This is a genomic window from Bradyrhizobium sp. MI1.10 (assembly GCF_055811035.1).
This window is the reverse complement of record NZ_JBVVPN010000013.1, coordinates 16,624-29,670: the sequence shown is the minus strand read 5'-3', so window position 1 is coordinate 29,670 and position 13,047 is coordinate 16,624. Positions and strand designations below refer to the sequence as shown.

The window sequence follows — 13,047 nt, the reverse complement described above, 5'->3', positions numbered from 1 at the left end:
CGCTTGTTAAAGAATTAGTTCAAATCAGCCGGCAACAAAGGCGAGCAGAGTGCCGTTCGCCTTGGCCGGCGGCACGCAGATCGCAGACCCGCTGCGCACCGCTGCCGAACCAAGCGCCTTCTCGGTGGCCGCGAGATCGCCGCTCACGAGCACCAGGGCAGCGCCTCCGCGTTCGGAAAGACCCGCGAGCGGCACGCCGGGATAGCGTTTGCCGAGCTGCTCCAGCGTCAAGTAAACGAAATCGGCCCGATCGCCACCGGAGGCCACGGTCACAGCGTCGTCGGTTTCATTCTTCGGCTCGCGGTCGATCAGCCGTCCCAGATGCGCGGCCTCCTTCGCGGGTTCGGGCGTCGCGATCAATGTCTGCTTGATCCGCTTGGCCGCATTGGCGTGCTTCATCAGCTCGGGAATCCACACCGTCTCCCGCGTCTTGTGCTGGCAAGCGAAAATGCGCACGCCGCCGGGCGCTTCCGCGGTCGGCCACATGAAGGTGCGGAATTTCGCCGCCGAGATCGTGCCATCGGGCAGCGTCACGGGCCTTTCGAAATCGGTCGGGCCGATCGGCTCCAGGCCGCGTGCGCGGATTTCCTCTGCGCCGGCAGCGGAATCGACCGCAGTGAAGGCGATGCGCTCGATGCCTTCGCCGCGCTGGTCCAGGAAAGCACGCGCGGGTGCATTGTGCTCGGTCGCGGCGAGCACGCCGAGCAGCTCCATATAATCCGGGTCGAACATGATGGTGTAGTTGCCGGTGCCCATATGTGCGCTGTGAGTGCCGCGCGGCGAGAGGGTGAAGCCGAGCTGCCGGTAATTCTCGGCGGCTTTGTCGAGGTCCTGAACCATGACCACGGCGTGGTCGATGCCGATGACGTTCTTGAGAGCCACTGTTCTTTCCCCGAATGCAAACTGACTGGACCGCCGTTGGCAGCCACAAATCCTGTCTACGCTGGATAGGCGGTCAAGTCATTTTCAAATCGGCGGGACATGCGGAAATTTCATTCCGCGAAAGGCGATATCGACGCGCGACGGCGTCAGCGCGCCTGCTCGATATAGGCGGCGAGAATGGCGCGCTCCTCGCTGGTCATTTCGGTGATGTTGCCCGGCGGCATGGCATTGGACCAGGCGGCGACGCGGCCGATCAAGCGGATGTTGCGATGGATGTGCTCGGGCGCGTCGAGCAAGATGCCCTTCGGCGCGGTGACGATGCCGGCCCAGACCGGCTCGGCGGCGTGGCACATGCTGCAGCGGGACATCACGATCTCCTCGACATTGGCGAGGGTCGGCTGCGCTGACAGCGCGCTTGTCTTGACCTCGCGCGGGCCGGCCGCCGAGAGAAAGAGGATTGCGATCACGCCGGCCGCTGCAACGCCCCACACCCACCATGGCGATTTGCGCCCGGCATGCCCCTCGTTGAAGAAGTGCCGGATCACGGGGCCGAGCGCCAGGATGATGGCGACGATGATCCAGTTGTAGCGGGTGGCATAGAGTAGGGGATAGTGGTTGCTGATCATCAGCACGACGACAGGCAGCGTCAAATAGTTGTTGTGGACCGAGCGTTCCTTGCTGGCCTTGCCGAGCTTTGGATCGGGCGCCTGGCCCGCGAGCAGGGCGGCCACGATCTTCTTCTGGTTCGGGATGATCAGCGTGAAGACGTTGGCGACCATGATGGTGCCGATGATCGCCCCGATCTGGTTGAAGGCGCCGCGCCCGCTCAGCACGTGGGTGAAAGCATAGGTCAATGCCACCAGGAACAGATAGCCGCCGATGGCGAAGGGGAGCTCGCGCTGCGCGAGCCCGGTACGGCAGGCGCCTTCATAGAGCAGCCATGCCAGCGCGAGGCTGCAGAGGCTGAATAGGCCGGCCTGGAATGGCGTGAGGTCGAGGATCGACTTGTCGACCAGGAACAAATCGGCCTCGAGATAATACACCACAACCATCAGCGCGAAGCCGGACAGCCAGGTGGTGTAGGCCTCCCATTTGAACCAGGTCAGCTCGTCCGGCATCTGGGCCGGCGCGACCAGATATTTCATGATCCGATAGAACCCGCCGCCATGGACCTGCCAGGCCTCGCCCTGCACGCCGTCCGGCAGATCGCTGTCAGGCTTGAGGCTGAGGTCGAGGGCGATGAAATAGAAGGAGCTTCCGATCCAGGCGATCGCTGCGACCACGTGGAGCCAGCGGAGCAGCAGGCTAGCCCATTCCGATATGATGGATCCCCACATGATCACCCCAACAGATGCGACCCCAATGCCGCAGCCTTGATGACCGCAACCGGCGGCCCGCCCTTACAATGTGTCGCACCGATCAGCCGCATTTTCCAGTACGATGGGCTGCGGCTGATGCACATCGTGCGGGCATGAGCTGACGTGGGATTCGGCAGGCATTTGTCCTGTCGCAGAACGTTTGCGCGTCGTTGATGCGCCAGACGTGACGGCCGGGAGGAAACGACGTGAGGAACAGGATTTCGTTCGTAGCGATGTCCGCCGGGTGGCTGATCGCGGTCGTGACCTGCGCACAGGCTGAGCCGGTGCTGCAGGGCAAGGACGCCTACGGCGATTGGCAGGCCGACAAGCCCGGCACGGTCAGGTTGATCCGGCCGCAGGATCTGGTCAGGCCCGGGGCCACGCGGTCGGTTGCGAGGTCGTCGCGCGTGGTGCCGCGCCCACCGGAGGGTGCGCTTCAGGTGCCAACCGGCTTCAAGATCGAGCTGTTCGCCGAGGGCCTGCGGGCTCCGCGCATCGTGCGCGTGGCGCCGAAAGGCGATATCTTCGTCGCCGAGACGCGCGCGGGCAACATCCGCGTGATGCGCGCCGGCGAAAACGGCAAGGCCGCGACCAATGAGGTGTTCGCTGCCGGACTGCGGCAGCCCTTCGGCATCGCCTTCTTTCCGAACGGCGATAATCCGCAATGGGTCTATGTCGCCAACACCGACAGCGTGGTCCGCTTTCCGTACCAGGCCGGCGATCTCAAGGCGCGCGGCAAGGCGGAGACGATCGTGGCGGGCCTGCCGCATGACGGCGGTCATTCCACCCGCGACATCGTCTTCACACCTGACAACAAGCGCATGCTGGTGTCGGTCGGCTCGCTCAGCAACGTCGCCGAGGGCATGGGTACGCCGCCGGGCGGATTGGATGTGTGGTCGAAAACCCATCCGCTTGGTGCGGCGTGGGCGAGCGAGACCGAGCGCGCCGCCGTGCTGGCCTTCAATCCTGATGGCAAGGAGCGGAAGATCTACGCCACTGGTATCCGCAACTGCGTCGGACTCGCGGTCCAGCCACAGACCGGGCTGCCGTGGTGCTCGACCAACGAACGCGACGGGCTCGGCGACGATCTCGTGCCTGACTATGTGACCAGCGTGAAGGAAGGCGCGTTCTACGGCTGGCCGTGGTTCTATATCGGCGGCAACGAAGACCCGCGCCATGCCGGCGCGCGGCCGGACCTCAAGGACAAGGTGACGATACCCGATGTGCTGGTGCAACCGCACTCGGCCTCGCTCGGCATGACCTTTTATCAGGGCACGCAGTTTCCATCCGAATACCAGGGCGATGCTTTCGCGGCCGAGCACGGCTCCTGGAACCGGTCGAAGCGCACCGGCTACAAGGTGATCCGCATCCGGATGAAGGACGGCAAGCCGACCGGCGAGTACGAGGATTTCGTCACGGGATTCGTGGTGAGCGACACCGAGGTGTGGGGGCGGCCGGTCGGTGTTGCTGTGGCGAAGGATGGATCGCTGCTGGTGTCGGAGGATGGCAACGGGACAATCTGGCGGGTGACAAGCGTGCGCTGAGCCGCGGTGGAGGTGTACCCTCGCCCCTTGCGGGAAGAGGGTGGCTCGCCGCATAGCGGCGAGACGAGTGAGGGGTTCTATCCGCGAACTCCTTGTGCATGTGCGGAGAGAACCCCTCATCCGGCGCTTCGCGCCACCTTCTCCCGCAAGGGGAGAAGGAAGAGGCACTGCGCTTGCGGCGCCTACCCCCGTCTCACACTCGCCCCGCCATCCACCGGCAATGTCACGCCCGTGATGAAATTGGCCTCGTCCGACGCCAGGAACAGCGCGGCATTCGCGACGTCCCACCCCGTGCCCATCTTCCTGCGCAGCGGCACCTTGCTGTCGCGCTCGGCTTCGACTTCGGCGCGGGTCTTGTGCCATTCGCGGGCGCGGGTGTCGACGGCCATCGGCGTGTTCATCAGGCCCGGCAGGATGACGTTGGCGCGGATGCCGTGTTCCGCGTTCTGGTAGGCGAGCTGTTCGGTGAAGGCGATCATCGCCGACTTCGTCGCCTTGTAGGCGACATAGGGATAGGTGGTGATCGCCGCCATCGAGGAGATGTTGATAATCGCGCCGCTTCCTTGCGCGCGCATGATCGGGATCACCTCTTTCGCCGCCCAAATGCAGCTCTTCAGATTGATCGCGACGATACGGTCGAAGGCTTCCTCGGTGATCTGAAGCAACTCGGCGTCGCCGCCGGACAGGCCGACGCCGACGTTGTTGTGCAGCACGTCGATCCGGCCCCAGCGCGCCTGCGCGTCCGCGACCATCGCCTCGATGTCGGCGATCTTGGTCACGTCGGCCTTGAACGCCGCGGCGGTGCCATGCTTCGCGGCGATCATGGCGGCGGTTTCCTGTGCCGATTCCAGATGATGATCGACGCACAGCACCTTGGCGCCCTCGCGCGCGAAGGTCAGTGCGGTGGCGCGGCCGTTGCCCATGCCTTCGCCGGGGCTCTGGCCGGCGCCGACGATGATCGCAACCTTGTCCTTCACGCGCATGTCAGTTCACTCCCGGGATCGGGTACTGCTGGAGTACCTCTTTGTAATATGGCTCGTTGTCGATCTTCATGGTGGCGAGCACGCGCACCACGCCGCAATAGAAGGCGATGGTCAGCACGAGGTCGACCATGTGCTCGTCCGAGAGATGCTGCCTGATCTCGGTAAAGGTTGCGTCCGACATCGCGAGCTCGCGTACCATCTCGCGGGCACCTTTCAGGATCGCCTTCGCCTGTGGCTCGAGCGTCGAGGGTTTGCCGTCGGTCTCAGCCATCAGGCCGGCGATGTCATCGTCGGTGACGCCGAACTCCTTGCCGATCTTCACGTGGTGAGTGAACTCGTATTCCGATTTCTCCATCCAGCCGACCTGGAGGATCGCAAGCTCCCGCAGGCGCGGGTCGAGCTTGCTCTTGAAGCGAATGTATCCGCCGATGCCGTTGAAGGCGCGCGCCATCTCCGGCGAGTTGACCAACAGCTTGTGCAAATTGGTGTTGCGCTTGAGCATGTCGCGATATTCGGGCGCGACCTGGTCGGCCTCGAGATAGGGCAGGCGGGCCATCCCTGTGTTTCCTTCCTTGCTAGTGTTCTTGTGACTCGCGTTCGGGCGCTTGCAGCGTCACCCCGCCGTCCACCACCAGCACCTGTCCGGTGATATAGCGCGCAAAATTGCTGAGCAGGAATTTGACGGCGTGGCCGACGTCCCAGCCGGTGCCTTCCGTTTTCAGCAAAGACGCCTTGGCCCGCTGAGCGCGCGCCTGTTCGCTCATGCCGCGGCCATAGACCATCGGCGTGTACATCGGCCCGGGGCAGATGCAGTTGACGCGGATGTTGTCGCGGCCGTGATCGACCGCCATCGCGCGGGTGAGACCGATGATGGCGGCCTTCGATGTCGTGTAGCTCGTGAGCCCGCGCGGCCGCAGCGCCGAGATCGACGAGATGTTGACGATCGCGCCGCCCCGCGCGGTCTTGATCATCGCAGGGATAGCGTGTTTGGAGAGCAGGAACATGCTCTCGACATTGACCTGCATGACGCGGCGATACTGCTCGGGCGCTTCGTCCACCACGCTGCCGCGGCTGCCGATGCCCACATTGTTGTCGAGGAAATCGAGCCGGCCCCAATGGTCAAGCGTGGCTTCGACCAGCGTCCTGCAATCGCTCTCGCTGGTGACGTCACCGCCATGCGCCGCGGCCGTGCCGCCTTCGGCTGCGATCATCTCGACGGTTCGTTCAGCGAGCTTGAGCTCGCGATCGGCCACCAGAACTTTGGCGCCGGCGCGGGCCAGCAGAATTGCGGCCGCGCGGCCGTTGCCAATGCCGTCGCCCGCAGCGCCGCCGCCGGTGACCAGCGCCACCTTGCCGGCGAGACCGGGATCGTCCTCGAGCCCCTGCATGTCGTTCATCCCGAATATTTTCGTGCACTCTAGCAATCGCCCCGAGCGGAGAGAAGGGCCGGGCTCCAGCTTTCATGTCATTGACATCGCATGGAATTGCATGCCGCCGCGCGAGAAGGGCGAACGATCGACCTGCCCCGTTAGGAACCGACCTCACACGATCGCGTTTGCTGCCGGAGCCGTTCCCACGTTAGGCTCTGTCCCGGGGCTTCCCAACCGCCAGTGGCTTGCCGATGAATCTGCTCGATCCACAAGGGCCTGTGGCTGCGGCCAACAGCACCATCCTGGTCGATTCCGTCTTCATCATGCTCGCGATCGTGGTGCCGACCATTTTCGCGATCCTGGCTTTTGCATTCTGGTTTCGCGCCTCGAATCCGAAAGCAAAATTTCAGCCGGACTTCGTCTATTCCGGGCGGGTGGAAATGGTGGTGTGGGCGATCCCCGCGCTCACCGTGATCCTGCTCGGCGGCGTCGCCTGGATCGGCTCGCATCAGCTCGATCCCGCAGCACCCGTGCCTGGCACCGGCAGCCCGGTCCGCATTCAGGCCGTCTCGCTCGACTGGAAATGGTTGTTCATCTATCCGGACCAGCGCATCGCCACCGTCAACACCCTGACGGTGCCGGCGGGCGCCGAACTGAATTTCCAGCTGACGTCGTCAAGCGTGATGAACACGTTCTTCATCCCGCAGCTCGGCAGCATGATCTACACCATGAACGGAATGGTGACGAAGCTGAACCTGCGCGCCGACAACGAGGGCAAGCTGCAGGGCCTGTCGGCCCATTTCTCCGGCGACGGGTTTCCGGACATGATGTTCGACGTCAACGTGATCTCGCCGCTCGCCTTTCCGGATTGGGTGGCGACCACGGCGAAAAGCGATGCCGTCCTCAATGAGGACAGCTACAAGAAGCTGATGCAGCAGGGCGTCGAGAAGGGCAGGCCGACCTACCGGCTCGACGATCCCCGGCTGTTCGACCTGATCGCGACCCAGCACATTCCGCCGGGGCCGGGCCCAGAGCTCGCATCCGAAGCAGGCCGGTCGCAAAGTGGAGGCCATGATGCTCGGTAAGCTCGATTGGTCGGCCATTCCGTTCGATCAGCCGATCCCCCTGATCGCTGGCGCGGTGGTGTTGGTCGGGATTCTCGCGGTGCTGGCCTGGGTCGTGGTGAAGGGGCATCTGCCCTATCTCTGGCACGAGTGGATCACCAGCGTCGATCACAAGCGAATCGGCGTGATGTACATCCTGCTGGCCTCGGTGATGCTGCTGCGCGGCGGCAGCGACGCCATCATGATGCGGATTCAGCAGGCTGTCGCGTACCAGTCACAGGGCTATCTGCCGCCGGAGCACTACAACCAGATATTCTCCGCGCACGGCACCATCATGATCTTCTTCGTGGCGATGCCGTTCGTCATCGGGCTGATGAATCTCATCGTGCCGCTCCAGCTTGGCGTGCGGGATGTCGCTTTCCCGACGCTCAATTCGGTCGGCTTCTGGCTGACAGCGACCGGTGCGCTGCTGGTCAATCTCTCGCTCGTGATTGGCGAGTTCGCCCGCACCGGCTGGCTCGCGTTTCCACCGCTGTCGGAACTGTCCTACTCGCCGGGCGTCGGTGTCGACTATTACGCGTGGTCGCTGCAGATATCCGGCGTCGGCACGCTGGTGGCCGGTATCAATCTCGTGACGACGGTGCTGAAGCTGCGCACCAAAGGCATGAACTATCTGCGCATGCCGATGTTTTGCTGGACCACGTTGGCCTCGAATCTTCTCATCGTCGCGGCCTTCCCGATTTTGACCGCCACCCTCGCGATGCTGCTGCTCGACCGCTATCTCGGCTTCCACTTCTTCACCAACGAGGCCGGCGGCAATGTCATGATGTTCATGAACCTGATCTGGGCCTGGGGACATCCCGAGGTCTATATCCTGGTGTTGCCGGCCTTCGGCATCTTCTCCGAGGTGGTTTCGACCTTCTCCGGCAAGGCGCTGTTCGGCTATCGTTCGATGGTGCTGGCGACCATGGCGATCTGCGTCATCTCCTTCATGGTCTGGCTGCATCACTTCTTCACGATGGGCGCGGGCCCCGACGTCAACGCCATCTTCGGCATCGCCAGCATGATCATCGCGATACCGACCGGGGTGAAGATCTACAACTGGCTGTTCACGATGTATGGCGGCCGCATCCGCTTCGAGACGCCGATGCTGTGGTCGATAGGCTTCATGGTCACCTTCATTATCGGCGGATTGACGGGCGTGCTGGTCGCGGTGCCGCCGGCCGATTTCATCCTCCACAACAGCATGTTCCTGGTCGCGCACTTCCACAACGTCATCATCGGCGGCGTGCTGTTCGGCGCTTTCGCCGGCTTCGAATACTGGTTTCCGAAGGCGTTCGGCTTTCGCCTCAACGACCGCTGGGGCAAGCTCGCGTTCTGGTTCACTTTCCTCGGCTTCTATGTCACCTTCATCCCGCTCTACGTCGCCGGCATGCTGGGCATGACGCGGCGCATGCAGCACTATGACGTCGCGGCGTGGCGGCCCTGGATGCTGGTTGCAGCCGTTGGCATGGCCGTGCTGACGATCGGCGTGATCTGCCAGATCATGCAGCTCGTGGTCAGCATCCGCAACCGCGAGGCCCTGCGCGACCACACTGGCGATCCCTGGGACGGCCGCTCGCTGGAATGGGCGACGTCGTCGCCGCCGCCGGTCTTCAACTTCGCTTTCAATCCCGATGTGCGCGGCGAGGATGCCTATTGGGATCTGAAGGCCCATGCCAAGCAGCAATCGCTCCAGCATGATGCGCCCGAGTATCATGACATCGAGATGCCCAGGAACTCGCCGACCGGGTTCGTCTGCGCGTTCTTCGCCACGGTCATGGGCTTTGCGCTGATCTGGCACATCTGGTGGATGGTGATTTTGGGCGGTATCGGAGCGTTCGCGACCTTCGTCGTGTTCGCCTGGCGCGACCATGACGAATACGTCATTCCGGCCGAGGAAGTCGCAGCGATAGACCGCGTCAATCTCGAGGAGCGGCGCAGTCTTGTCAGCATGGCGGGGACAGTCTGATGTCAATGACCGCGACCGCCGGCCGTGCGCACGCCGATCCCCACCACATCGGGCTCGTCATCGAGCATCCCGGCCCGGCGCCGAAGCGCATCGTGACCGCCTATGGCTTCTGGGTCTTCCTGCTCTCCGACATCGTGATGTTCTCCTGCTTTTTCGCGGCCTATGCGGTGCTGGCCGACCAGACCGCCGGCGGCCCGAAGGGTTCGGAGATATTCGAGCAGCGAAACGTCGCGATCGAGACGGTCTGCCTGCTGCTGTCGAGCTTCACCTGTGGCATGGCAAGTATCGCGGCCGATGTGCGCAACCGGCTCTGGTTCTATCTCGGGATGGCCGTGACGTGTTTGCTCGGCCTCATCTTTCTGGTCATCGAGTTTCGCGAGTTCGCCGATCTCGTCGCGCGAGGCTATGGCCCATCGCGCAGCGCGTTCCTGACTGCGTTTTTCTCCCTGGTCGGCTGCCACGGCCTCCACGTCTCGGCCGGCATATTGTGGCTCCTCACCATGATGGCCCAGGTCTTCGCAAAGGGTTTTCGTGCCGACGTGCTGCGCCGGATGATGTGCTTTGCGTTGTTCTGGCATGCACTCGACATTGTCTGGGTCGGGGTCTTCTCCGTCGTCTATTTGCTTGGGAGTGGCGTATGAGCGATCAGGCACATATGCGGACCGAACACGACCTCGCGCCGGGCGAGGAAGAGCAACACAGTGTCGGCACCAGGATTCTCGGCTATGTGGTCGGTCTCGTGCTTGCGCTGCTGCTGACGGCGACCTCGTTCTTCATCGCCGGCACGGATCTGGTCTGGCAGCCTTCCATTCCCGTCGCGCTGATCGTGCTGGCGATCGCGCAAATGGGCGTGCACCTTGTGTTCTTCCTGCACATCACCACCGGCCCCGATAACACCAACAACGTGCTGGCGCTCGCCTTCGGGCTGCTGGTCGTGTTCCTGGTGGTCGGTGGCACCGTCTGGATCATGGCGCATCTGAATGCGAACATGCCAGCCATGGATCAGATCATGCCAATGCGCCGCTAGCGCATTATGCAAAAAAGAAGAGCCGCTTGTTGTGACAAGCGGCCCAAGTCTAGGGAGGAAACGCCCGAGCAAAGCAATCGGGCCAGAGCCGGATTGCCGCCAAGGAAACGCTCGCGCAAAGCGCTCGCGTACGCTTACAAATGCAGAAACTCTCGATGGAGTTCAATTCCGGATGAATACTGTCTCCGGCTTGCGCTCACGGCTGCGTGATGAGCTTCGTCATTTCGGCCGTCGGCAATTGTAGGCCTTGCGGAAGCCCGCAGCCTGGGCGTCGTCTTCCGAGCAGAACCAGCGATCCGGCTTGGTGGTCGCGGGGTAGCTCGGGCAGCCCCGTAAATGGTAGATGCCGATATTGCCGGTCACGCGCGCGCGCACCGCAAGCTTGCCCTTGATGCCACAGCTCGGCGGCATCGTCAGATCCTCGGGAAATAACGCCGCGCGAATCTCCTTGTCGCGGTCGGCGCGGCAGGCGGCGCCCAGCAGCGCGCCATCCTTCTTGCCGGTGCGGAATTCTTGCGGTGCGACAAAGCAGCCCTTCCAAATTCCGGCCGAGGTCGATTTTGCGTCGGCCGCGGCCGACTTGACGTTCGCCTTGACCGGCTCGCGGGCAATGGCATAGCCGAGCTTGACCAGCTGCTCGTTCAAGCTGGTCTTGTCGCCTTCGGCCGTGCAGATCGCGCGGTGCCGCTTGCCGAAACTCTTTTCCGGTCCGACATCGTCGCAACGCACCGATCGCTTGCCAATCAGCTTGGCGAGCTGATCTCGGGCCTCGATGCCGCAGGTCCAGGGATCGGCGTGATCGTCGATGCAGACCTGGTCCAGCTCGGGTGCGTCGACGCCGTCGAGACGATAGGTGACGTCGCCGAGCTGAATGGCGTTGCCGTCGCGGACCGTCGCTGCGGCGGTCAGCGCGGAGGCGGGGCCGGTGGTGCCCAGAAATCCGGACAGGGCGAGAAAGGAAACGAACGCAAAAGCGCGGGCGCTGGCAAAGGAGTTTCGGAAGGACATAAGGTCTCGCTATCGATGGCTCGTGCGCCTTGTTCCTAGCATCCGGATGTGGCGATACCAATGGTCTGCGCCCCGCGAAGTGCGACATTCCGGCCTCGTGGCTTTACTCGGCCGTAGCTCTGATCCTATCGTTCGCCGGCCTTGCAGAGCGGAGGCCGAATCGCCCGGGAAGCGGCGAAGGGAGGAAAATTTCGCGATGAAAGACCCCGTGGACGTCCTGATCATCGGCGCCGGCGCTTCAGGCGCGGCGGTGGCGTGGTCACTGGCCGAGACCAAGATGCACATTCTCTGCCTGGAGCAGGGCGGCTGGATGAACCCGGCGGAATATCCCAGCACGGGCCGGGACTGGGAGGCCAAGTTCTACGGCGAGTGGTCGTCCAGCCCCAACGTCCGCGGCCGGCCCGAGGACTATCCGATCAACGACGACAATTCGCCGATCAAGGTCGTCAACTACAATGCGGTCGGCGGCTCGACGGTGATGTACACCGCGCACTGGCCGCGGTTGCATCCTTCCGATTTCAAGGTGAGGACGCTCGACGGCGTCGCGGACGACTGGCCGATCGACTACGACGCACTGACCCCGTTCTTCGAAGAGAACGACCGGATGATGGGCACGTCCGGCCTGTCGGGTGACCCGCTGTCACCGCTGACGCATCCGCCGATGCCGCAACAGCCGCTCGGATTGTCCGGTGCGATCATCGGCAAGGCCATGAACAAGCTCGGCTGGCACTGGTGGCCCTCGGACACGACGGTCGCGACCATGGACTACGAGGGCCGCGCGCGCTGCATCAATCTCGGCCATTGCACGCCGGCCTGCGCGCAAGGCGCTAAATCCTCGACGGACATCACCTATTGGCCGCACGCGGTCCGCGCTGGCGTCGAGCTGCGTACGCACTGCCGGGTGCGCGAGATCACCACGGACGAGAACGGCATGGCCACCGGCGTGGTCTACTACGACAAGGACGGCGTCGAGCAGTTCCAGCCGGCGCATGTCGTCATCATCGCCTGCAACGGCGTCGGCACGCCGCGACTGCTGCTGAACTCGGCGTCGAACCGCTTTCCGAACGGGCTTGCCAATTCGTCGGGCCTCGTCGGCAAGAACCTGATGTTCCATCCCTATGCGCAGATCTACGGCTATGTGAAGGAGCCGACCGATAGCAACCGCGCGCCGCCGACCTGCCTGTGGAGCAAGGAATGGTATGACACGGACCTCTCGCGCGGCTTCGTGCGCGGCTACGGCGTCCAGTTCGTGCGCGGCGCCGGGCCGGTGTTCGAGGCTGTCGTCAGCGAGCAGAAGGGCATTTTGCCGTGGGGCGCCGATCATCACCGCATCTTCCGCAAGCTCAACGGCCACCGGCTCGGCTTTTCCGCGATTTGCGAGGACCTGCCGGAGGAGCACAACCAAGTCACGCTCGATCCGGTCTTGAAGGATGGCCACGGCATTCCCGCGCCGAAGATCAATTACACGATCAGCGAGAACAGCCGCAAGATGATGGAGCATGCGCTGGCGCGCGGCCGCGAGATTCTCGAAACGGCGGGAGCGACCGACATCTGCGTCAACTCGCCGATCCCCTGGGGCGGCTGGCACCTGCTCGGCACGGCACGCATGGGCACCGATCCCGAACGCTCCGTCGTCAACGAATGGGGCCGCACGCACGACGTGAAGAACCTCTTCATCGTCGACGGCAGCATCTTCGTCACCTCGGGCGGCGTGAATCCAACGTCCACCATTCAGGCCCTCGCGCTCTACATCGCCGACCAGATGAAGCAGCGCCTCGCCAACCTCTTTGACTGAGGCCG

12 protein-coding genes are annotated in these 13,047 nt (G+C 63.5%); 6 read left to right on the top strand and 6 right to left on the bottom strand.

Features of this window, described 5'->3' with window-relative positions; genetic code table 11:
• Positions 1-24: 24 nt before the first annotated feature.
• Positions 25-882, bottom strand: a complete 858-nt coding sequence (locus AC0L3K_RS15380) for a VOC family protein (RefSeq protein ID WP_354129420.1) — start codon at positions 880-882, stop codon at positions 25-27.
• A 146-nt stretch (positions 883-1,028) separates the two neighbouring features.
• A complete protein-coding gene (locus AC0L3K_RS15375) occupies positions 1,029-2,219 on the bottom strand; it encodes a urate hydroxylase PuuD (protein ID WP_473366300.1) in 1,191 nt (396 codons plus the stop codon).
• Between the two features lie 227 nt (positions 2,220-2,446).
• On the opposite strand from AC0L3K_RS15375, the gene AC0L3K_RS15370 reads away from it, so the two are divergent.
• Positions 2,447-3,784: a PQQ-dependent sugar dehydrogenase gene (locus tag AC0L3K_RS15370; protein ID WP_473366299.1), complete on the top strand. Its 1,338-nt coding sequence runs from the start codon at positions 2,447-2,449 to the stop codon at positions 3,782-3,784.
• A gap of 182 nt (positions 3,785-3,966) precedes the next feature.
• Here AC0L3K_RS15370 and AC0L3K_RS15365 read toward each other — a convergent pair whose 3' ends face one another.
• The 3 genes from AC0L3K_RS15365 to AC0L3K_RS15355 are packed head-to-tail and all read right to left on the bottom strand — an operon-like array spanning position 3,967 to position 6,164.
• The gene (locus tag AC0L3K_RS15365; RefSeq protein ID WP_473366298.1) at positions 3,967-4,767 is read right to left on the bottom strand and encodes an SDR family NAD(P)-dependent oxidoreductase; all 801 of its coding nucleotides are present in this window, start codon (positions 4,765-4,767) and stop codon (positions 3,967-3,969) included.
• Position 4,768: 1 nt separating this feature from the next.
• Positions 4,769-5,323: a carboxymuconolactone decarboxylase family protein gene (locus tag AC0L3K_RS15360; protein ID WP_007594091.1), complete on the bottom strand. Its 555-nt coding sequence runs from the start codon at positions 5,321-5,323 to the stop codon at positions 4,769-4,771.
• Positions 5,324-5,342: 19 nt separating this feature from the next.
• On the bottom strand, positions 5,343-6,164 hold the full coding sequence (locus tag AC0L3K_RS15355; protein WP_473366297.1) for an SDR family NAD(P)-dependent oxidoreductase: 822 nt from the start codon (positions 6,162-6,164) through the stop codon (positions 5,343-5,345).
• A gap of 224 nt (positions 6,165-6,388) precedes the next feature.
• Here AC0L3K_RS15355 and AC0L3K_RS15350 point away from each other — a divergent pair, with 224 nt between their 5' ends.
• The 4 genes from AC0L3K_RS15350 to cyoD are packed head-to-tail and all read left to right on the top strand — an operon-like array spanning position 6,389 to position 10,239.
• On the top strand, positions 6,389-7,222 hold the full coding sequence (locus AC0L3K_RS15350) for a cytochrome ubiquinol oxidase subunit II family protein (RefSeq protein WP_007594089.1): 834 nt from the start codon (positions 6,389-6,391) through the stop codon (positions 7,220-7,222).
• Complete coding sequence (gene cyoB / locus AC0L3K_RS15345) at positions 7,212-9,212, top strand: cytochrome o ubiquinol oxidase subunit I (RefSeq protein WP_007594088.1); 2,001 nt, start codon at positions 7,212-7,214, stop codon at positions 9,210-9,212. Before AC0L3K_RS15350 ends, cyoB begins: the two co-directional genes overlap by 11 nt.
• On the top strand, positions 9,212-9,853 hold the full coding sequence (locus AC0L3K_RS15340; RefSeq protein WP_007594087.1) for a cytochrome (ubi)quinol oxidase subunit III: 642 nt from the start codon (positions 9,212-9,214) through the stop codon (positions 9,851-9,853). Before cyoB ends, AC0L3K_RS15340 begins: the two co-directional genes overlap by 1 nt.
• Positions 9,850-10,239 carry a cytochrome o ubiquinol oxidase subunit IV gene (gene cyoD / locus AC0L3K_RS15335; protein ID WP_007594086.1) on the top strand — a complete coding sequence of 130 codons (390 nt, stop codon included), beginning with the start codon at positions 9,850-9,852 and terminating at the stop codon, positions 10,237-10,239. The genes AC0L3K_RS15340 and cyoD overlap by 4 nt, the downstream gene beginning before the upstream one ends.
• A 219-nt stretch (positions 10,240-10,458) precedes the next feature.
• Here the strand turns inward: cyoD and AC0L3K_RS15330 are convergent, their stop codons facing one another.
• Complete coding sequence (locus AC0L3K_RS15330; RefSeq protein ID WP_007594078.1) at positions 10,459-11,247, bottom strand: thermonuclease family protein; 789 nt, start codon at positions 11,245-11,247, stop codon at positions 10,459-10,461.
• A 196-nt stretch (positions 11,248-11,443) separates the two neighbouring features.
• On the opposite strand from AC0L3K_RS15330, the gene AC0L3K_RS15325 reads away from it, so the two are divergent.
• The gene (locus tag AC0L3K_RS15325) at positions 11,444-13,042 is read left to right on the top strand and encodes a GMC family oxidoreductase (protein WP_354129414.1); all 1,599 of its coding nucleotides are present in this window, start codon (positions 11,444-11,446) and stop codon (positions 13,040-13,042) included.
• The last annotated feature ends 5 nt before the right edge of the window (positions 13,043-13,047 follow it).

Coding starts and splice junctions, on each gene's coding strand:
- AC0L3K_RS15375 (WP_473366300.1), bottom strand. CDS start 2,219: ATGTGGGGATCCATCATATCGGAATGGGCTAGCCTGCTGCTCCGCTGG.
- AC0L3K_RS15365 (WP_473366298.1), bottom strand. CDS start 4,767: ATGCGCGTGAAGGACAAGGTTGCGATCATCGTCGGCGCCGGCCAGAGC.
- AC0L3K_RS15360 (WP_007594091.1), bottom strand. CDS start 5,323: ATGGCCCGCCTGCCCTATCTCGAGGCCGACCAGGTCGCGCCCGAATAT.
- AC0L3K_RS15355 (WP_473366297.1), bottom strand. CDS start 6,164: ATGAACGACATGCAGGGGCTCGAGGACGATCCCGGTCTCGCCGGCAAG.
- AC0L3K_RS15350 (WP_007594089.1), top strand. CDS start 6,389: ATGAATCTGCTCGATCCACAAGGGCCTGTGGCTGCGGCCAACAGCACC.
- cyoB (WP_007594088.1), top strand. CDS start 7,212: ATGCTCGGTAAGCTCGATTGGTCGGCCATTCCGTTCGATCAGCCGATC.
- AC0L3K_RS15340 (WP_007594087.1), top strand. CDS start 9,212: ATGTCAATGACCGCGACCGCCGGCCGTGCGCACGCCGATCCCCACCAC.
- cyoD (WP_007594086.1), top strand. CDS start 9,850: ATGAGCGATCAGGCACATATGCGGACCGAACACGACCTCGCGCCGGGC.
- AC0L3K_RS15330 (WP_007594078.1), bottom strand. CDS start 11,247: ATGTCCTTCCGAAACTCCTTTGCCAGCGCCCGCGCTTTTGCGTTCGTT.
- AC0L3K_RS15325 (WP_354129414.1), top strand. CDS start 11,444: ATGAAAGACCCCGTGGACGTCCTGATCATCGGCGCCGGCGCTTCAGGC.